This window comes from Veillonella sp. 3310 (assembly GCF_003999875.1).
In the GTDB taxonomy this organism is placed as follows: domain Bacteria; phylum Bacillota; class Negativicutes; order Veillonellales; family Veillonellaceae; genus F0422.
In genome coordinates this window covers 259,606-279,713 of record NZ_RQVJ01000001.1, presented here as the reverse complement: position 1 = coordinate 279,713, position 20,108 = coordinate 259,606, and the positions used below count along the sequence as shown (strand labels likewise).

Here is a 20,108-nt window from a genome sequence, read left to right as displayed (position 1 = left end):
ATTGGTACCCAATAGGTATAGTACTTTAGATGTACAAAGATAATAGGACCTTGTAATAATTGAAGTATTATAGATAAAAAAGAGGAAAGAAGCCGTCATGGCATTCTTTCCTCTTTGTATTTCTTATAGATATGTGATTATATTGATGTTACGTCTATCACGACGTGTTGGAAGATAATAGAATCTATTATTTTACTTTTTTGCTTTTTCCTGTAGGGAATACATGTGTGTCCGTTGTTCCTTTATAATGAAGGTATAGCCAGATACCAAAGGACACAGCCATTACAATTAAGCTTGTAACCTGGGCTGACTTAAAGCCTAATGTTAGATTTACATAATCTCCACGTAGGAATTCTAAGAAGAATCGTAAGCCAGAATACAAGAAGGCATATAAGCAGAAGATTTGTCCTTTTTTATGAGGGAATACATTAGCCAATAGTAGGATAACAAACAAAATAATATCTACTTGACCTTCCCAAATTTCAGCAGGCCATAATGGTTGATTACCATAGGTACGGTATGCCAAGGTAGTTTCTGGGTAGAGAATACCAAAGTTTCCCCCGGTAGGGTGACCAAAGGCATCACCATTCATTACATTCGCCATACGTCCTACAGATTGACCTACCATTAGGGCTGGTGCAAATAAATCAGCAAATGCCCAAGGATCTACTTGTTGTTTCTTTAAATAATAAATCCCTGCAATGGCACCTAATAAGACGCCACCTTGGATAGCCATACCACCTTGCCACACATAAGGGATTTCCAATAAGTGATTGTGATAGTATCCCCAGTCGAAGAAGAATACATCCCATAGTCGAGCACCGATGATACCAGCTATAGCGACAGTAATGGTGAAATCCACCATATGCTTTTCCCAACCACGGCCATCTTTTTTCATAATAAAGTAGCCCACAATAGCAGCACTAATAATACCTAAAGCAAGTAGTAATCCGTAGGCTCTGACAGGAAAGCCTCCGATGAAAAATAAATATTGATACATAGTACCTCCTGATATTTTACTAAATATATTTTTAATATTCCTACCTTTGTAGTGTACCATAAATTTTAGAGAAATAGTATAGTGTTCCCAATATATGGACCGAATGTGATATAATAGAAAGGTTAAAAGGAGCGCTTATGAAACACTTACAATTTATGAAACATATGGTGCTAGGAATATCAACCTTGAGTTTATTTGCTTCCTATCAAGTGGCAGAGGCAACAATCCATATTCCTTTTCCAGCACTTTCCAATACAACAACAGCAGTAGCACCTACACAATACGTAGGTCCTATGTTACATGTACCAGAGAAACAAGAAGTTACATTGCCGATTACTATGGTATTTGATCCCATAGTATCAGAAACGGCCTATGATACAAAGTATGTACAGAATGGCACGTCGATCATGTCTCCAAGTTGGTTTGAATTGACTACGTCCGGTCTAAAAGCTAGTCCTAAGCTATCTCATGACTACGTGAATAGTTATAAAGAAAAAGGATATCGTGTATGGCCTTTGATTACAAACCAATTCGATCCAGACATGACTAGTAAAATCCTTGCGAATGAATCGATGTGGGAACGATATAAACAAGGGCTTATTAATTATGCTACAGAGTATGGTTATGATGGATATAATTTTGATTTTGAAAATGTCCACTATAAAGATAAAGCACAGCTAACTAAGTTTGTAGATTTTCTTGCTAAGGGATTGAGAGATTATAACTTACATAGTTCTATTGATGTAACGGGGTATTCTAATAGTGAAAACTGGTCTTTAGTGTATGACCGTAAGGCCTATGCTGATGCAGTAGATTATGTGGTGCTTATGGCTTATGATGAAACGTGGGCATCCAGTGATACAGCGGGACCAGTTGCTTCCTATCCATGGGTGAGAAAGCATACAGAGAAAATGCTTTCAGAAGTGCCTGCATCAAAACTCGTATTGGGTATTCCATTTTATATGCGTGAATGGTCTGTACCAGTGAAAGGTTCTTGGGAAGGAAAAGCAAAAAGTAAAACCTTAGCAATGACCAAAGCGTTGGATTTAGAACGTGAATACAGAGATGTGATGCGTTGGGATGATCGTTTAAAAGGTAATTATTTAACATTAACGAATAAAAATGGCGTCTATGGTATCTATGATGAAAAGAAACCATATGAAGGGACACTCACAAAAATTTGGTTTGAAGATCCACAGTCTTTAAGCTATAAAGTGGGCCTTGTAAAAGAATTCCAACTTGCAGGAGTAGCGGCTTGGCGTAAAGGTTTTGAAGCTTCCGATGTATGGCCAGTATTGAGTTTTGCTCTAGATAGTGCTACTACAAATAGCACTGAAAAAGGGAAAGCGGATTCAGATAAAAAAGATCATAAAAAAGAAGTAAAAAAACAAGAAAAAAAGAAAGATAAGAAGAAAAAGTCTAAACATATAGATACTTCAGAAGTGACAAAAATTTCTAAAGATGGTAAAGAAGTGGTGTTAAAATTTAAGAAACCACATAAACAGTCTGATGAAACAGGCATCGTAAAGGTTACGAAAGAAAAAAAGTCTTTGCCTAAAGACTAAAGTTTGGAGTATACTTAAATGTATTAACACATACAAATGAGGAGGCATAGCATGTACGAAAAATACGTGGCGCAAGATATTGAAAAGAAATGGCAAACATATTGGGAAGAGTCTGGAGTATTTAAAACAGAATATGACCCAAGTAAAGAAAAATATTATGTATTAGAAATGTTCCCATACCCATCTGGTAACTTACATATGGGGCATGTGCGTAACTATTCTATCGGTGATGTAGTAGCGCGTTTCAAAAAAATGCGTGGATTTAACGTATTACATCCAATGGGATGGGATGCCTTCGGTATGCCTGCGGAAAATGCAGCCATTAAACATGGTGTGTCTCCAAAAGATTGGACATTGGATAATATTGCCAATATGACACGTCAACAAAAAGAGTTGGGCTTATCCTATGATTGGGGCCGTGAAGTTGCGACTTGTAAAGAAGATTACTATCGCTGGACACAATGGTTATTCCAACAATTTTATAAGCAAGGCTTAGCATACAAAAAAGAAGCGAAAGTAAACTGGTGTGAACACGACCATACTGTATTGGCGAATGAACAAGTTATTGATGGGAAATGTTGGCGCTGTGACAATGATGTGGTGAAAAAAGACTTGAAACAATGGTTCTTAAAAATCACTGACTATGCCGATCGTTTGTTAGAAGATTTAGATACATTAGATCAATGGCCAGATCGTGTAAAAGCAATGCAACGCAACTGGATTGGTCGTAGTGAAGGTACACAATTTGCATTCCATGTGCCTAAAATTGATAAAACCTTTGAAGTGTATACAACACGTGTGGATACTTTATTTGGTGTGTCCTATGTGGTATTAGCTCCTGAGCATCCATATGTAAAAGAATTGATTCAAGATGCTGCTAATAAAGCGGAATTAGAAGCTTTCATTGAAACATTGCGCAACCAAAGTGATATTGAACGTACTTCTACAGAAGCAGAAAAAGTAGGTATGTTCACAGGTTCTTATGCAACACATCCTATTACGGGCAAAGAAGTACCAATTTGGATTGCTAACTATGTATTAGCTGACTATGGTACTGGTGCTGTTATGGGTGTTCCGGCTCACGATGAAAGAGACTATGCATTTGCGAAAAAATATGATTTACCTGTGAATTGGGTAATTCAAAATAATGCCCAAGATTTAGATTTCCAAGCATTAGACGAAGCCTTTACAGAAGATGGTGTATTGGTGAACTCTGGTGATTTCAGCGGTAAAACATCAGAAGGAGCACGCCAAGCATTGGGTGATTATTTCACTGAACAAGGTACAGGTCGTAAGACTGTAAACTTCCGTCTACGTGACTGGTTGATTTCCCGTCAACGTTACTGGGGATGTCCAATCCCAGTTGTGTATTGTGAAAAATGTGGAGAACAACTAGTACCAGAAGATCAATTGCCTGTAAAACTTCCAGAAGATGTATCCTTTGATGGTGGTGCTATTTCTCCATTGGCAACGTCGGAAACTTTCTTGAACACTACCTGCCCATGCTGTGGTGGTCCTGCTCGCCGTGAAATCGATACGATGGATACATTTATTGATTCTTCTTGGTATTTCTTACGCTACACTGACGCTCGCAATGATAAGGAAGTGTTCAACAAGGAAATCGCGAAATACTGGATGAATGTAGACCAATATATTGGTGGTATTGAACATGCGATTTTGCATTTATTATATGCCCGTTTCTTTGTCAAAGTATTGCATGATATTGGTTTAGTAGAAGTAAATGAACCTTTCAAAGCTTTGTTAACACAAGGTATGGTGTTAAAAGAAGGCTCTAAAATGTCTAAATCCAAAGGCAATGTAGTATCTCCAGAAGAAATTATTGCCAAATACGGTGCAGATACAGCTCGTTTATTTATTTTATTTGCAGCACCAGTAGATCGTGATTTGGATTGGAGCGATCAAGGGGTAGAAGGTTCCTATCGTTTCTTAGGTCGTGTATGGCGTATTATCGATACATACCAACAATTAGGTGCCTCTGGACATCATGATAGCTTATCTAAAGATGAAACTGCATTACGCCGTGAATTGCACCGTGCCATCAAAAAAGTAACAGAAGACTTAGATGGTAAATTCAATTTTAACACTGCCATCAGTACTGTTATGGAATTGGTAAATGCAATGTACCAATTTAAAGATAGTCATGATACAGTACAAAGTGAGTTAGCGAAAGAACTAGTTGAAAAGTTAACATTATTGCTTGCTCCATTTGTACCACATATTACAGAAGAAATCTGGCATGAATGTGGATTTGAAGGTTCTGTACATGCTGCATCTTGGCCGACGTATGAAGAATCTGCTTTAGTAGTAGATGAGGTAGAAGTGGCAGTGCAAGTAAATGGTAAAGTACGTGATAAATTGACAGTATCTGTTTCTTTATCTAAAGAAGAACTAGAAGCCGCTGCAAAAGCATTACCACGTGTACAAGAGTTTACAGAAGGTAAAACGGTTGTGAAAGTAATTGTAGTACCTAAAAAATTAATTAATATTGTAGTCAAATAAAACGAGGTTCCTATGGAAAAACGTAAGGACTATATTAGCTGGGATGAATACTTTATGGGTGTTGCCATGTTAGCAGGGCAACGCTCTAAAGATCCTAATACCCAAGTAGGAGCTTGCATTGTAAGTGATGATAATAAAATTTTATCTATCGGATACAATGGTATGCCCTTAGGTTGTGATGATGATGATTTCTCTTGGAATCGTAATCGAGAAGAAGACAATAAATACTTTTATATCGTTCATAGTGAATTGAATGCCATATTAAATTATCGTGGTGGTTCTTTAGAGGGCAGTAAAATCTATGTTACTTTATTCCCTTGTAATGAATGTGCCAAAGCTATCATTCAAAGTGGGATTAAAGAAGTCATTTATTGGCGTGATGATTATAAAGATACACGAGAAGTGCAAGCATCAAAGCGATTGTTTCAAACTGCGGGAGTAACGATTACGGCTTATGAACCAAGCGGTAGACAATTATCGTTACAACTGTAATTAATTTGACTACATATGTATATAATAAGGCTGAACTTGTGGAATTGATTCCTAGGTTCAGCTTTTTATATGTGTTTAGTATAATATCGAACAAAAGAACGGCTAGCTCCTATTAGGGACTAGCCGTTTATATGTTCGATATTTAATTGTTATTACCCATTACTTTTTTGATGGCTTTTACGCCCTTGGAAGTAATGTTTTTACCAGTTTTTGTCAATCGTGTACGAGTACGTGTGACTCTACCCATAGCAGTTAGAGAAGACTGTTTACGAGGCTTCATATCTCTTTCATTACCGAAGTCACCACGACGAATACTTGTGGCTTTTACCTTTTCAGAACCCACAGATCGTTGCAATTCTTTCATAATTACTTTTGGTTCTACAGATTTTTCAAATGTATATACATCTGCTGCTACATAGCCTAATTGAGGATACGCATGAAGAATTACATGGCAATGATGAGATACAGCTACCAAGAAGATTTCATCTTCTAAAATTTGGCAATCAATTTCTTCAACACATTGATTGGTAATTGCTAAGGCATTTACAATAGCATCTTGTAAGACAGCAGGAGATTCTATTTTTTCATCAATACAAGAATATAAATCAATTAAGACGTGCTCACCTAAAACGTGCATGTTTTCACCTACTTTCATTCATAGTCTATTATATAAGATAATTTTAATTTTGTAAATTTGTTATACTTTTTTGTAATAGTACTAATTATAAAAATTAATTATAGAATTTACTAAACTCTACTACTATGGTAAGCTATAGATAAGACATAGAGAGCTATGCCCTTTTGAACGAGTTGTTCAAATTTGTGAATGATACTACATAAGGTAATGCTAGGAGGTCCTATTATGAAAGCACCGTTACGTTACGATTTTGCTTCTTTTTCTACGGAAGCGCAGGCTGTATGCCCTGAACGAGTATTTACAGATTTTTTACACCGCTATGCCTATGGTGTAGATGCTTCTTGTTATTCCTATGTACCACAAGTGGTGGTGAAAGTTAATAATGAATCAGAAGTGATTCGTATTTTAGCTTTAGCAAATCAATATGGTACACCAGTGACTTTTAGAGCAGCAGGTACATCTTTATCTGGACAATGTTCTAGTGAACATGTATTAGTGGTTGCTAATGATGGCTTTAAACGAATGGAAGTATTAGACGGAGGTAAAGCATTACGTTGCGATTGTGGCGTTATTGGGGCCGACGCGAACGAAAAGTTAGCTCCTTATGGCCGCAAAATTGGCCCAGATCCAGCTACTATTGCGAGTGCTTTAGTAGGGGGGATTTTCAATAATAACTCTTCAGGCATGTGTTGTGGTACTGTAGAAAACTCCTATCAAACAGTAAAATCTGTACGTGTTGTATTAGTGGATGGTACGATTTTAGATACTAGTGATCCAGCTAGTGTACAAGCTTTCATGAACTCTCGCGCTGACCTTGTAAAAGGATTACTAGATTTACGTAAATGGATTTTTGATGATCCAGAATTAGTAGAATTAATTCAACGTAAATTTAAAATTAAAAATACAACAGGATACTCCATTAATACCTTAGTTGACTTTGAAGATATTGTGGATATTTTAAATCATATCTTTATCGGTTCTGAAGGCACATTAGGCTTTGTATCTGAAGTGGTGTACAACACAGTAGAAGATAAAAAATTCAAAGCCTGTGGTCTTGTATTCTACAAAGAGTTATCCGATGCATCTCGGGCTGTTGTAACATTAGCGAATATGGGACGTAAATATGTAGTATCCGCTGAAATGATGGACTATCTCAGCTTAAAAAGTGTACAAAAATTAGAGCAAGTACCTGATTTTGTGCGCGGTGTACTAGAGGGTACTAGCTGTATTCTATTCCAATCTGAAAGCAATAACGAACAAGAATTGGCGGAACAAGTGGAATATATTAAAGACCAATTAAAAGATATTCCTACGATTATTCCAAGCTTATATTCTACAGATCCAGCAGAATATAATTCATGGTGGTATATCCGCAAAGGCTTATTACCAATTGCTGCAGGACAACGTAAATCTGGTTCTACTGTAATCACAGAGGACGTATGCTTTAAAATTGAAGATTTCGTTAAAGGTATTGGAATTATTACAGAATTATTTCGTACCTATGACTTTATGGATAACGGCATTATCTTTGGACATGCTTTAAGTGGTAATGTTCACTTTATTATCACCCCAGATTTGAATGACCCTAGAGAACGTGATAATTTCAGTGGTCTTGTGAAAGAAATGGCAGAGCGTGTAGCAGCTGTAGAAGGTAGTATTAAAGCTGAACATGGTACAGGTCGTATGGTAGCGCCATTTGTAGAACTAGAGTGGGGTGTTAAAGCTTACCAAGTTAACCGCCGCATCAAAGAATTATTTGACCCTACGTATTTGATTAATCCGGATGTTATTATTACTGATGATCCAGATGTATATAAAAAGAATTTAAAAGCCATGGCAGCTATCGATCCATTGTTCAATATGTGTATTGAATGTGGTTTCTGTGAAAAGAACTGTCCATCTAAAAACTTAACATTGACACCTCGTCAACGTATTTCTTTAGTGCGTGAAGAGACTCGTCTTCGTCAAGAAGGTAAACATGCTGAAGCTGATGCATTAGCTGAGGGATACCAGTATTATGGTGTGGATACATGTGCAGCATGTTCCATGTGTTCCATGTTATGTCCGTTAGGTATTGATACTGCACAAATTGCTTTATCTGTTCGTAAAGTAACGGCAAAAGGTCATGGCATTGCAGAAGCGATTTATGACAATTTCCCAGCTACTTTAGCAGCAGCTCGCATGGGTGTGACATTAGGTGGTGCAGCAGGCAAAGTAATTACGAATAAGCTGATTTCTAAAATTACAAAAGGTGCTCATGAATTAACGGGAATTACACCATATGCACCAACAACATTGCCAAAAGCAAACCGTCATACATTGAAGAACCAACGAAATACAGTAGGCAATGATAATGTTGTATATTTTAGTACCTGTGCAAACCGTGCATTTAAACCAAATCAAGGACAAAAAGATACTCGTAGCTTACAACAAGTAATGGAAAACTTATGTAAAAAAGCAGGGTATAACGTGATCTATCCACGCCATATTGAAAATCTATGCTGTGGTTTGAGCTTTGAAAACTATGAAGATATTGATAAACGTGCTTTGCGCGATTTAGAAAATGCTTTATTAGAAGCAAGCTGTGGTGGAGTGTATCCAGTTGTCATTGATCATTCTGCATGTTTCTCTCATGCGTTTAAACACATTAAATCAGTTACAATCCTTGATATATCTGAGTTCTTGTACACACATATTGTTCCTAAATTAGAGATTATGAAATGTAAAGAACGTGTTATCGTACATAAACAATGTAAAATCAAAAAAGCTGGTAAGGAACAATATATTGAACTTATTGCACGAGCATGTACTGATGAAGTATTCAATATTAAATCCTTTGCATGCTGTGGTTTTGCAGGGCAAAAAGGTTTCTTCACACCTGAATTGAACCATTCCGCTACACGGGATTTGGGAGATGAAGTGAAAGAGTACGGAGCAACATTAGGAGTAAGCTCTAGCTCTACCTGTGAAATTGGTTTAGGAGAACGTGCAGGCATTCCATTTATTGGTATTGCATACCTATTAGATGCATGTTCTAAATAACTATCTATTACAACCGTATACAATGAAAAGAAAAGCAGTCCTTTTGGGGGTTGCTTTTCTTCTTTCATTGCTATATTAAGTAATCTATGATACAATAAACTCATCTTATAAAGATAAGAACTACAATCAAATACATAAGTCTTTGAGGCAAGGTGCGAGGGAAACCTCAATTCCTGACCGGCGGTATAATAGTCCGCAAGCTCTTGAGAGCAGATCCGGTAATATTCCGGAACCGACAGTAAAGTCTGGATGGGAAAAGACAGTATATTGATAGCTATTGTGTAAGCTATCAAATATTTGGAATGCTAAAGGGACTATGTATATAGTCCCTTTTTTGTGTAGAGGTGAGCCATGACACATATGACAACTGATGAAAAATATATGGCAAAAGCGATTGAATTAGCAGAAAAAGCAAGAGGATGTACATCTCCGAATCCGATGGTAGGGGCTATCATTGTAAAAGATGGTCGCATCATTGGTGAAGGGTATCATCAAAAAGCAGGGGAACCTCATGCAGAGGTATATGCTTTGCATCAAGCTGGTATGGATGCCAGAGGAGCTACCTTGTATGTAACGCTTGAACCATGTTCACATTATGGAAAAACACCGCCCTGTGCGAAGAGGGTTATTGCCGCTGGTATTACTCGTGTTGTCATTGGTATGATTGATCCAAATCCATTAGTAGCGGGTAAAGGATTAGAGATGCTACGAGAAGCTGGTATAGAAGTGGAGATTGGCGTCTTAGAACGGCAATGTGTGGAAATGAATGAAGCATTTATTACATACATTAAAACAGGTAAGCCCTTCGTGATTTTAAAATCTGCCATGTCTATGGATGGAAAGATTGCTACCGCTAGTGGCGAATCAAAATGGATTACCAACGAAGAAGCAAGAATTGATGGACATCGTATTCGTAAAGAGGTAGATGCTATGTTAGTGGGCGTAGGCACAATTATAGCGGATGATCCATTGCTAAGTTGTCGTCTTCCACAAGAAACAATAGAAAAACAACCACATCTATTTATTCTAGACTCCCAAGGTCGAACGCCATTAGATGCGACTATTTGGACAGTACCTAATCGCAATATAACAATATTTGTTGGCGAAGAGTGTGGGCTAGAACAAATGGGTGCTTTCAGTGATAAAGGCGCAGAAGTTATTGTGACACCATCAAATGAAAGAGGCTTAGATATTTCTTTTATTTTAGAAGAGCTAGGCGCTCGCCAATGCATGAGTTTGCTCATTGAGGGCGGTAGCCAAGTGGTGGCTAGTTTTGTAGAGACAAAATCTTTTGATAAACTGGTAACCTATATTGGAAATCGTATTATTGGCGGTATTGGCGCAACACCAGCTGTAGGTGGTTTAGGATTTTCTAGCTTGGACGAAGCAGTGCAACTAGACATTGATGAAGTGATGGCTGTTGGTGATAATATGAAGATAATTAGTTATCGAAAAGGAAGAGAAGGCGTTTATGTTTACGGGGATCATTGAAGAAATAGGTACCATACAGAGTGTAAAACGTTCCCAAAGCTCACTTACCCTTGAAATTGCAGGAACTGTCATTTTCGATGACTTAAGAATTGGTGATTCTGTAGCAGTAAATGGCGTGTGTTTAACCGCAACTACCATTGGAACCCAGAGATTTACAGCAGATGTGATGCCAGAGTCTGTGAACATGACAACATTGCTCAATCTTTCCACAGGAAGTAAAGTCAACTTAGAACGAGCTATGGCTGCCAATGGTCGTTTCGGTGGCCATGTTGTGGCAGGCCATGTAGACGGTCAAGGTAAGATCATCGGTAAAGAACATGTGGGTAATTCCATTGTGTTTCGTATTGCTACCGATGATGCTATTCTACACTATGTCATATACAAAGGATCTATCACTGTGGATGGAGCTAGTTTGACCGTTTCCAAGGTGGGAACTGGATGGTTTGAAATTTCAATTATTCCTCATACAATTGGAAACACTATTTTGCAATATGCTACGATTGGCACTACAGTGAACTTAGAAACAGATATTTTTGGCCGTTATATCGAGCACTTTATGAAAGGAACTCATCAGGAATCTAGTAATACTAGTACAGTAACGATGGATACTTTGGTGCGTAACGGCTTTTTATAGAAAGGATGATACTCATGTCCTATACATTAAACTCTATTGAAGAAGTAATTGAAGACTTAAAAGCAGGTAAGCCTGTGATTATTGTAGATGATGAAAGTCGCGAAAACGAAGGTGATTTAGTATTGGCGGCTGAATTTGCTACTCGTGAAAGCATTAATTTTATTATCAAAGAGGCTCGAGGTTTACTGTGTACACCGATGTTGGAGCGTGATTTGCTACGACTTGGTATTCCTCAAATGGTAGAAAGGAATACGGATAATCATGAAACAGCATTCACTGTGTCAGTAGACCATGTGGACACTACCACAGGTATTTCTCCAGAAGAGCGTGCTGTAACGATGCAAAAGCTCATTGATCCAAATGCAAAACCAGAGGATTTTAGACGTCCTGGACACGTATTTCCATTGCGTTATAAAGAAGGTGGAGTACTAGTGCGCCAAGGTCATACAGAAGCGTCTATTGACCTTTGTAAACTAGCTGGATTATATCCTGCGGCAGCAATTTGTGAAATTACCAATGATGAAGGCTATATGTCCCGTATGGATGATTTATTGGCTTTTAGTAAAAAACATAATTTAAAGATTGCCTCTGTGGAAGCCTTGATAGAATACAGAAAACGTCACGATAAATTGGTGAGTATTGCAGCAGAAACGAAATTACCTACGAAATACGGTGATTTCCGCATCATTATATTTAAAAATGAAGTGGACCATAAAGAACATCTTATGATTGTAAAAGGTGATGTGCGTGGTAAATCTGACGTGTTAATGCGCATTCATTCCGAATGTTTGACCGGCGATGTGTTCGGTTCTCATCGTTGTGACTGTGGGGAACAATTGGAAAATGCGTTGCGATGCATTGAAGAGCAAGGAGAAGGCATCGTTATCTACATGCGTCAAGAAGGACGTGGCATTGGGTTAACGAATAAAATTAAAGCCTATACATTACAGGATCAAGGTTACGATACAGTAGAAGCTAATGTGAAGTTAGGATTCCCTCCTGATATGCGTGAATACTCTTTGGCAGCACAAATGTTGCGCGAATTAGATGTGAAAAGTGTTAAGCTATTAACAAACAATCCTGAAAAGAAAGAGGATTTAGAACGTTGGGGTATTACTGTATCCAAGCGTGTTCCTATCGTTATTAAAGCAAATAGTATTAATGCAAAATATTTAAATACAAAAAAAGAAAAAATGCGTCATATGCTGTAATACAATGTATGAAAGTAATACCTAGCGTATGGAGCGCTCAGGTCTAAATATGTCTACTATAAATAGAGGAGAATGACAATGATTCAAGAAGGTAAATTAATAGGTACAGGTAAGAAATTTGCTATTATCGGTTCTCGTTTTAATGAGTTCATCACATCTAAATTAATTAGGGGTGCAAAAGATGCATTACTACGTCATGATGTACAAGATAGCGACATTACTACTATTTGGGTACCAGGTGCGTTTGAAATTCCTTTGATTGCTCAAAAAGCGGCAAAAAGTGGTAAATATGATGCTGTTATTTGTTTAGGCGCTGTTATTCGTGGTGCCACAACTCATTATGATTATGTGTGTAATGAAGTAGCAAAAGGTATTGCCCATGTGTCTTTAGATTCTGGCGTACCTGTTATGTTCGGTGTAGTAACAACAGAAAACATTGAACAAGCTATCGAACGTGCTGGTACAAAAGCTGGTAATAAAGGTTTTGATTGCGCTATGGGTGCTATCGAAATGATTAATCTATTGGAATCTATGTAGAAAGAAGGATATCCGTGGATTTTATTAAACGTTATACAACAGCAGAAGGGTTGCGTCTATCTATTGCCGTAACCACTGATACCGTAGAAGAGGCGAGAGTTCGCCATGATTTGTGGCCTGTGGCAACTGCTGCTCTTGGTCGTACAATGACTGGGGCTATGCTAATGGCTAGTGATTTTAAAAATGATGAAAATGTAAGTATCCGATTGCGTGGCGATGGACCGTTAGGCATAGTTCATGTGGATGCATTTAGTAATAATACTGTACGAGGATATGTGGACCATCCGCATGTAGATGTACCTTTATTGCGAGAAGGGAAACTCGATGTAGGGGCCGCTGTAGGTCGTAATGGAGAAGTTCAAGTGACTCGGTTTACTAAACTACGTCAGAACTATACCTCCCAAAGCCCTATCCAAACAGGCGAAGTGGCGGAAGATTTAGCTTATTATCTAGCTATGTCTGAGCAAGTAGGTTCTGTTCTTAGTTTGGGTGTACTAGTGGATCCAGATTACCATACAATTGTAGCAGGTGGTTTTTTAGTACAAGCTTTACCAGATGTAACGAATGATGCGTTTGACAAAATTGAAGCAAATCTGAAAACCATTGGACCTGTGACTAATTATTTGAAAGCAAATCCTAATGCGGAACACTTGATGGAACGTATTTTGGATGGATTTACTGTACAAGAGGTCTATAGTGAGCGTATTCATTTTGCATGTCCTTGTAGTCGAGAGCGATTTTTTGATCGCTTAGCAAGCTTACCAATGCATGATAAACAAGAACTAGCCCAAGATGAAGTGACAGAATTAACCTGTCATTATTGCAATGAGAAATATCATTTTTCTAAGGAAGATATGCAAACTTTATTAATCGAAGAAACACATTAATACTACTTGTTTCTATGGAGGGAGCGGTATGAAAAGTATTGAATGGAATGGATCAGAAGTTATTATCTTAGATCAAACGAAATTACCTACATCTGTGGAATATGTACGTTGTACTGATTGGCGTCAAGTGGCTGAAGCTATTAAAATGCTTCGTGTTCGTGGGGCCCCTGCGATCGGTGTATCCGCTGCCTATGGATTAATTCTTGCCTTCCGTGAAAGCTATCATCGTGGTGGTGCTAGGGCAGAGATTCTATCTGAATTTAGAGCTTTTGCGGAAACGTTACGTCAAACTAGACCGACAGCTGTTAATTTAATGTGGGCTATCGATCGCGTTTTACGTGTGGTAGATACTTTTAAAGGAGATATTAGCGAATTAGATGCGGTGCTTGTAAAGGAAGCTATCGCCATCGATACAGAAGATGTAGCCTTAAATGAAAGTATGGCAAAACATGGGGCTACCTTATTCCAAGATAAAGAATCCTATCGTATTTTGACACATTGTAATGCAGGAGCTTTGGCTACAGCAGGAATAGGTACTGCCTTAGGCGTGATCCGTGAAGTTCACGCACAAGGTAAGCTAGATCGTGTCTATGCAGATGAAACAAGACCATTATTGCAAGGCTCTCGGTTAACGGCCTTTGAACTACATGAAGACGGTATTCCTGTGACATTGCAAACTGACAATATGGCTGGTTACGCTATGCAACAAGGTCTTATTGATGCAATTATTGTAGGAGCTGACCGTATTACTCTAGAAGGTGATGTGGCAAATAAAATTGGCACCTATAGTGTAGCCGTATTGGCCAAACATCATAATATTCCTTTTTATGTAGCAGCGCCGTATAGTACTTTTGATTTTTCCATGGAACAAGGAGCACATATTCCTATTGAAATGCGTAATCCTCAAGAAGTATTACAATTCCAAGGCGTGCCTTCTGCACCACAAGGTATTGAAGTATTGAATCCGGCTTTCGATGTTACACCTCATGATTTAGTGACAGCTATTATTACTGAAGAAGGGGTATTACGTCCTCCATTTAAAGAAAGTATTCGTCATTTAGAAGAAAAGAAAATGAAATAGGAGTTAACTATGGTTGATGTTGTTATCACACATGTAGATGTGTTACAAGGAAATACAATTCTAAAAGATACTGCTATTGTTGTTGAAAATGGATATATTAAAGAGTTTGTTACCAATGATACAGTTCCTCAAGCTAAGGAAGTAATCGATGGAAAAGGCATGCTTGCTGCTCCAGGTCTAATCAATACGCACACGCATATTGCTATGGGATTATTGCGTAATTACGCAGATGATCTAGAGTTAATGGATTGGTTACAAACTGCCATTTGGCCAGCGGAAGCCAAATTGAATAATCACTTAGTCTATTGGGGTACACAATTAGGTATTGCAGAAATGTTCCGTTCAGGTACCACTTGTTTTAGCGATATGTATTTCTTTATGGATCAAACGGCTGAAGCTATTAAAGAAACAGGTATTCGTGCTGTTTTATCTCGTGGTATGGCTGGCGTTGCGCCTACGGCAGAACAAGCTTTAGTAGAAAGTAAAGAATTGTTTGAAACATATCACGGTTATAACCAAGATCAAATCAAGGTGATGCTAGGACCTCATGCACCTTATACCTGTCCTGATGCGTATTTGGAACGAGTAATTCAATTAGGTCATGATTTAGGGGCGCAAGTTCATATGCATTTAAGCGAAACTAAAGGAGAAGTGGACAATGTTATAAAAGCTACTGGTAAAACTCCTATTGCGCATATGAATGACTTAGGCTTATTTGATTTAGGTTGTTTGGCGGCTCACTGTGTACACGTAACAGATGAAGATATGGATATCATGAAGGAAAAATCCGTTCGCGTGGCACATAATCCACAATCTAACTTAAAATTAGCCAGTGGCATTGCACCAGTGCCAGAAATGCTTGCTAAAGGAATTGTGGTAGGTTTAGGTACAGATGGTTCTGCTAGCAACAATAATGCAGATATGTTAGAAGAAGTGCGTTTGGCGGCCATGTTACATAAAGCTCGTCTATATGATCCATTGGCTATACCTGCTCAAACAGCTTGGGAACTTGGTACCGTTATGGGTGCTAAAGCATTAGATTATGATGATTTGGGTGTATTAGATGTAGGATATCGTGCAGATATTGTGCTCTATGATACATCAGGATTACATTGGCAACCGCGGTATAATGATGTAGCATCCTTAGTGTATGCGGCCAATTCATCAGATGCTACTACCGTGATTGTAGGTGGTAAAGTGGTGATGAAAGATAAAGAGTTATTGACCATTGATGAAGAAAAGTTGCGTTACGAAATACAACAAGCTCAGGCGATCTTTCAAGGGTAATGCTAGCCATCAGTGTATCCCGGCATAGTAGTTATATATAATTCCTATGCTGTGATCATGGGTCATAGTAGCGTACTAACAATATGAAAGTTTAATAGGTATAACCTATATAAGCGAGGTCTTTATGACCTCGCTTTTGATTGACAAAAATTATCAACTATTATATTATAACAGTAATTGATTTAACAATTTGTAAATTTAAGTAACAAGTGAGCAAGTGCTCAATATATAGTATTCGGATAAGTTCCATTTTCCACAGGGAAAATGGATTTTTTTTATTAGGAGAATAGAAATGCAACTCAGGAAATCACTGGCATGTGCAACAATCCTTTGCGGCATGATGATCATTTCAGGGTGTTCTTGGACAGGGCTTCAACAAAGTGTAATTACTCAGGAAGCCTCTACAAGAACGGAAATCGATAAGACGGGTACGTCCGTTGTTATGCCAGCTCATCCTAAGCGCGTAGTCATATTGAATACAGCTAATATTGATATGTACTTAGCGGTACAAGGAAGTATAGTGGGCCGTATGGATGCGGCTTCCTTATCAGGAGAGTTAAAAGATAAAGTGAAGGATATCCCGTCTGTAGGAAATACATATAATCCTGATGTAGAAAAAATTATTAGCCTCAATCCAGATTTGGTGATTGGTATGAATATAGCAAATCATATCAAACTAAGAGAGGCTTTACAGGCTGCCAATATTCCTTTATACATTAATGATTTGGACTCCTTTGAAGATGTGAATAGATCCTTGCAACTATTCGGTGAACTTACGAATCATTCAGACATAAGCAAGATGCAAATAGAGAAAATCAATACTGTATTTGCAGACTATCAAGGGAAAATAAAGGATAAGCCACATCCTAAAACATTGTTGTTACTGGGTACACCAGGTAATCTAAACGTCAGTACAAATCATTCTTTCAGCGGTAAATTATTAGATACATTAGGTGCCGATAACATTGGTAAATATATGAAGAGTGAAGCGCCTTATGTGCCACTGAGTTTAGAATTTATACAGGAACAAAATCCTGAGCGAATTATTTTTGTAGTTATGTATCCAGATCCATCAATTAAGGAATCCTTTTTGAAAGAAATGCAATCGAATCCAGCTTGGCAACATATCAAAGCCGTAGAAACGGGGCAGATTCACTATGTACCGGGTGGTTTGTTTGCCTTGAACCCTGGCACAAGAATAACAAAAACATTGGAATTAATGTATAACGCATTATATGAATAATTTTTAGGAGGTTGTATCATGAATAAACTAGTAAAAGTATCCTTGTATGGAGCTATTTTCAGTACTTTATTAGCACCTACATATGTAACACATGCAATGGATGCCAGTGATAATAATGTAGTAGTTGTTACGGCATCAAAACGCGCAGAAACTATTAAAAATAGTCCTGCTGCGGTGCAAGTCATTACGCAAGCAGATATGAAACGGTTAGGAGCAGATACAGTAGAAAGTGCATTACAATTAGCTGATAATATTAATTTATCAGAAGCAGGGATGACTGGTAATCAGGTGATGATTCGTGGTATGGAATCACGCCATTCCCTTGTGCTAGTTAACGGCCGTCGTTTAGCTGGTGAAGATGCATCCAATACGACAAATGTGTACACTTTGCGTAGAATTAATTTAGATCAAGTAGATCGTATTGAAATTGTCAGAGGATCATCCTCTGCTTTATATGGATCAGATGCTATGGGTGGTATCATTAATATTATTACGAAACAGCCTACTCATATGTCTCAATCCTTTGGTGTATCTAGCGGTACTAAACATGAACAAGCACATTATACATTTAACAGTGGCAATCAAGATCGTTGGAATGCAAGTTTCAATGTAAACGTCACAAAAGAAAGACCTATTAATCGACATATGGCAGATCAGACTTTCAATGAAAGAACAAAACAATTAACAGGCTATACAGAAGGATATCGTCGTATCATGTATGGACATAAGCAATCCTATAATAGTAGTGTTATTTATGATTTAAAAAATGCTAACCAAAATAAAATTAAAGTAGATTTCAGTTATTTTAAAGAAAAATTACAAACTGATAATGCTGATAAATATGCTAATGTATTCCATAAAAGTGGAATGGTATTTATGGCGGGTGCCAAAATGGTTCCTGTGAATTTAAATAAGCAAGAACAGTTTGATAATAAGAGTATTCAAACTGGTATTACCTACACAGGTAAAACAGCAAGAAATGCCTATGAAATTTCTACTTATTATAGTCAATTAGACAAATCTTACCGTATGACAGATAGTCGGACCTTACCTGAAGGTGTTATCAATGTGATGATGCCAAGTAAACCACCAACACCACCAACATCATTGAAGTTTGATTATCAATCTTTATATCCTGCTAGTGATTATGATGCGGCTAAGTACAAAAATATTGTCCTCGAAGGGAAAGACACTATGTATGTAGGGGATCATCATAATGTAACTTTCGGTGGTGAGTACCGACGTGTTATCTATGAAGGAACTCGTCTAGGTGGGTTGGATGCACATAAAATGAAACAAACTAAAAAGTTTCATTATGATTCTTGGGCAACATACTTAGAAGATTTGTGGCAAGTCAATGCAAAACTTTCTTTTACACCAGCTATTCGTTATGAACACAATAGTCAATTTGGACATAATGTAACACCAAAAGTGGGTGTAGTTTATGGAATCGATACACATACACGGATGAAATTCAACTTTGGTAAAGGATACAAAGCCCCAAGTATTTCAGAATTATACTTAAATATGTTCCATACAACACCAATCGGAGTATTGAATATTATTGGAAATCCAAATTTGAAACCTGAAACTTCTACCTCTTTTGATATTGCATTGGAAGCAGAACGGGGTAAAACATTTGGTAAAGCATCCTATTACCATACACGTGTAAGTAATCTAATTGATAGTCATCGGATACAATCTGATGTGCCAGGTGTATCACAACGTCATCAATATTACAATGTAGGTAAAGCTAAAATTCAAGGGGTAGAGTTGAGTCTAGGTCACAAAGTAACTGACCGTCTTACCCTAAAAGGAACCTTCAACTATATCGATGCCAAAGATATGAGTACTCATGAACGCTTAAGTAATCGTCCGCGTTCTATTAGCACGTTACAGCTAATTTATGATGACCATAAATCCAATGGATATAGTGCTGTATTATGGAATAGTTTTACACATAAATATGGTTTTGAAGAAGCGCGAAATCGCGGTGCTAGTAGTTATAATGAATACTCTTTTAATACATTGAATTTCAGTGTCAATAAAAAATGGAATAATGGATTATCTGCCTATGTAGGAATTGATAATCTATTAAACCGTGAAGTACATGATTTATATATTGATGGTCGTATGTATCGAATTGGCATGGAAATGAAATTATAAGATAAAATCCTAGAAACTATAGGGGACTAGGCTTGACAAATATATGTCAACTGCTTATAATATCTGTATGTGCGTATATAAATTACCTGCACTTCCATTATACGTTTTGGAGGGGGGGATATAGATGTCAGAAATTAAAGTCGGTAAAAATGAATCGCTTGAAAGTGCACTTCGTCGTTTTAAACGCTCCTGCCAAAAAGCAGGTGTTTTATCTGAAGTACGCAAACGCGAACATTACGAAAAACCAAGCGTAAAAAGAAAGAAAAAATCTGAAGCAGCAAGAAAACGCAAATTCAAAGCGTAAGTCAATCTTGG

General features: G+C 37.6%; 16 protein-coding genes and 1 riboswitch. Of the genes, 14 read left to right on the top strand and 2 right to left on the bottom strand.

Annotation, left to right across the window (positions count from 1 at the left end):
- Positions 1-187 precede the first annotated feature (187 nt).
- A complete protein-coding gene (gene lgt / locus EO127_RS01390; RefSeq protein WP_127447699.1) occupies positions 188-1,000 on the bottom strand; it encodes a prolipoprotein diacylglyceryl transferase in 813 nt (270 codons plus the stop codon).
- Positions 1,001-1,137: 137 nt separating this feature from the next.
- Here lgt and EO127_RS01385 point away from each other — a divergent pair, with 137 nt between their 5' ends.
- From EO127_RS01385 to EO127_RS01375, 3 genes are read left to right on the top strand one after another with little or no spacing between them, the layout of a single operon-like run.
- A complete protein-coding gene (locus EO127_RS01385) occupies positions 1,138-2,565 on the top strand; it encodes a glycosyl hydrolase family 18 protein (protein WP_164742246.1) in 1,428 nt (475 codons plus the stop codon).
- Positions 2,566-2,616: 51 nt separating this feature from the next.
- Positions 2,617-5,085: a leucine--tRNA ligase gene (gene leuS, locus EO127_RS01380; protein WP_127447698.1), complete on the top strand. Its 2,469-nt coding sequence runs from the start codon at positions 2,617-2,619 to the stop codon at positions 5,083-5,085.
- A gap of 12 nt (positions 5,086-5,097) precedes the next feature.
- Positions 5,098-5,577 (top strand): dCMP deaminase family protein, encoded by a 480-nt coding sequence (locus EO127_RS01375; RefSeq protein ID WP_009354146.1) that lies wholly within the window; start codon positions 5,098-5,100, stop codon positions 5,575-5,577.
- Positions 5,578-5,719: 142 nt separating this feature from the next.
- Here the strand turns inward: EO127_RS01375 and EO127_RS01370 are convergent, their stop codons facing one another.
- Positions 5,720-6,214 (bottom strand): S-adenosylmethionine decarboxylase family protein, encoded by a 495-nt coding sequence (locus EO127_RS01370; protein ID WP_127068727.1) that lies wholly within the window; start codon positions 6,212-6,214, stop codon positions 5,720-5,722.
- Between the two features lie 225 nt (positions 6,215-6,439).
- On the opposite strand from EO127_RS01370, the gene EO127_RS01365 reads away from it, so the two are divergent.
- From EO127_RS01365 to rpsU, 11 genes are all read left to right on the top strand, one after another.
- Positions 6,440-9,256, top strand: a complete 2,817-nt coding sequence (locus tag EO127_RS01365; RefSeq protein ID WP_127447697.1) for an FAD-binding and (Fe-S)-binding domain-containing protein — start codon at positions 6,440-6,442, stop codon at positions 9,254-9,256.
- A gap of 134 nt (positions 9,257-9,390) precedes the next feature.
- Positions 9,391-9,521, top strand: a riboswitch (FMN riboswitch).
- Between the two features lie 95 nt (positions 9,522-9,616).
- Positions 9,617-10,747 (top strand): bifunctional diaminohydroxyphosphoribosylaminopyrimidine deaminase/5-amino-6-(5-phosphoribosylamino)uracil reductase RibD, encoded by a 1,131-nt coding sequence (gene ribD / locus EO127_RS01360; protein ID WP_127448054.1) that lies wholly within the window; start codon positions 9,617-9,619, stop codon positions 10,745-10,747.
- Positions 10,728-11,381, top strand: coding sequence for a riboflavin synthase (locus EO127_RS01355; protein WP_127447696.1), 654 nt, complete (start codon positions 10,728-10,730; stop codon positions 11,379-11,381). Before ribD ends, EO127_RS01355 begins: the two co-directional genes overlap by 20 nt.
- A gap of 14 nt (positions 11,382-11,395) precedes the next feature.
- Positions 11,396-12,592 (top strand): bifunctional 3,4-dihydroxy-2-butanone-4-phosphate synthase/GTP cyclohydrolase II, encoded by a 1,197-nt coding sequence (locus EO127_RS01350; RefSeq protein WP_127447695.1) that lies wholly within the window; start codon positions 11,396-11,398, stop codon positions 12,590-12,592.
- A 72-nt stretch (positions 12,593-12,664) separates the two neighbouring features.
- A complete protein-coding gene (gene ribE / locus EO127_RS01345) occupies positions 12,665-13,129 on the top strand; it encodes a 6,7-dimethyl-8-ribityllumazine synthase (protein ID WP_127447694.1) in 465 nt (154 codons plus the stop codon).
- Positions 13,130-13,143: 14 nt separating this feature from the next.
- Positions 13,144-14,016 carry an Hsp33 family molecular chaperone HslO gene (gene hslO, locus EO127_RS01340; protein ID WP_127447693.1) on the top strand — a complete coding sequence of 291 codons (873 nt, stop codon included), beginning with the start codon at positions 13,144-13,146 and terminating at the stop codon, positions 14,014-14,016.
- Positions 14,017-14,044: 28 nt separating this feature from the next.
- The gene (mtnA, locus tag EO127_RS01335) at positions 14,045-15,097 is read left to right on the top strand and encodes an S-methyl-5-thioribose-1-phosphate isomerase (RefSeq protein WP_127447692.1); all 1,053 of its coding nucleotides are present in this window, start codon (positions 14,045-14,047) and stop codon (positions 15,095-15,097) included.
- Positions 15,098-15,106: 9 nt separating this feature from the next.
- Positions 15,107-16,384, top strand: a complete 1,278-nt coding sequence (locus EO127_RS01330; protein WP_127447691.1) for an amidohydrolase — start codon at positions 15,107-15,109, stop codon at positions 16,382-16,384.
- A gap of 292 nt (positions 16,385-16,676) precedes the next feature.
- Positions 16,677-17,627: an ABC transporter substrate-binding protein gene (locus tag EO127_RS01325; protein ID WP_127447690.1), complete on the top strand. Its 951-nt coding sequence runs from the start codon at positions 16,677-16,679 to the stop codon at positions 17,625-17,627.
- A gap of 18 nt (positions 17,628-17,645) precedes the next feature.
- Positions 17,646-19,793: a TonB-dependent siderophore receptor gene (locus EO127_RS01320; RefSeq protein ID WP_127447689.1), complete on the top strand. Its 2,148-nt coding sequence runs from the start codon at positions 17,646-17,648 to the stop codon at positions 19,791-19,793.
- Between the two features lie 124 nt (positions 19,794-19,917).
- On the top strand, positions 19,918-20,097 hold the full coding sequence (gene rpsU / locus EO127_RS01315) for a 30S ribosomal protein S21 (RefSeq protein ID WP_009353131.1): 180 nt from the start codon (positions 19,918-19,920) through the stop codon (positions 20,095-20,097).
- Positions 20,098-20,108 lie beyond the last annotated feature (11 nt).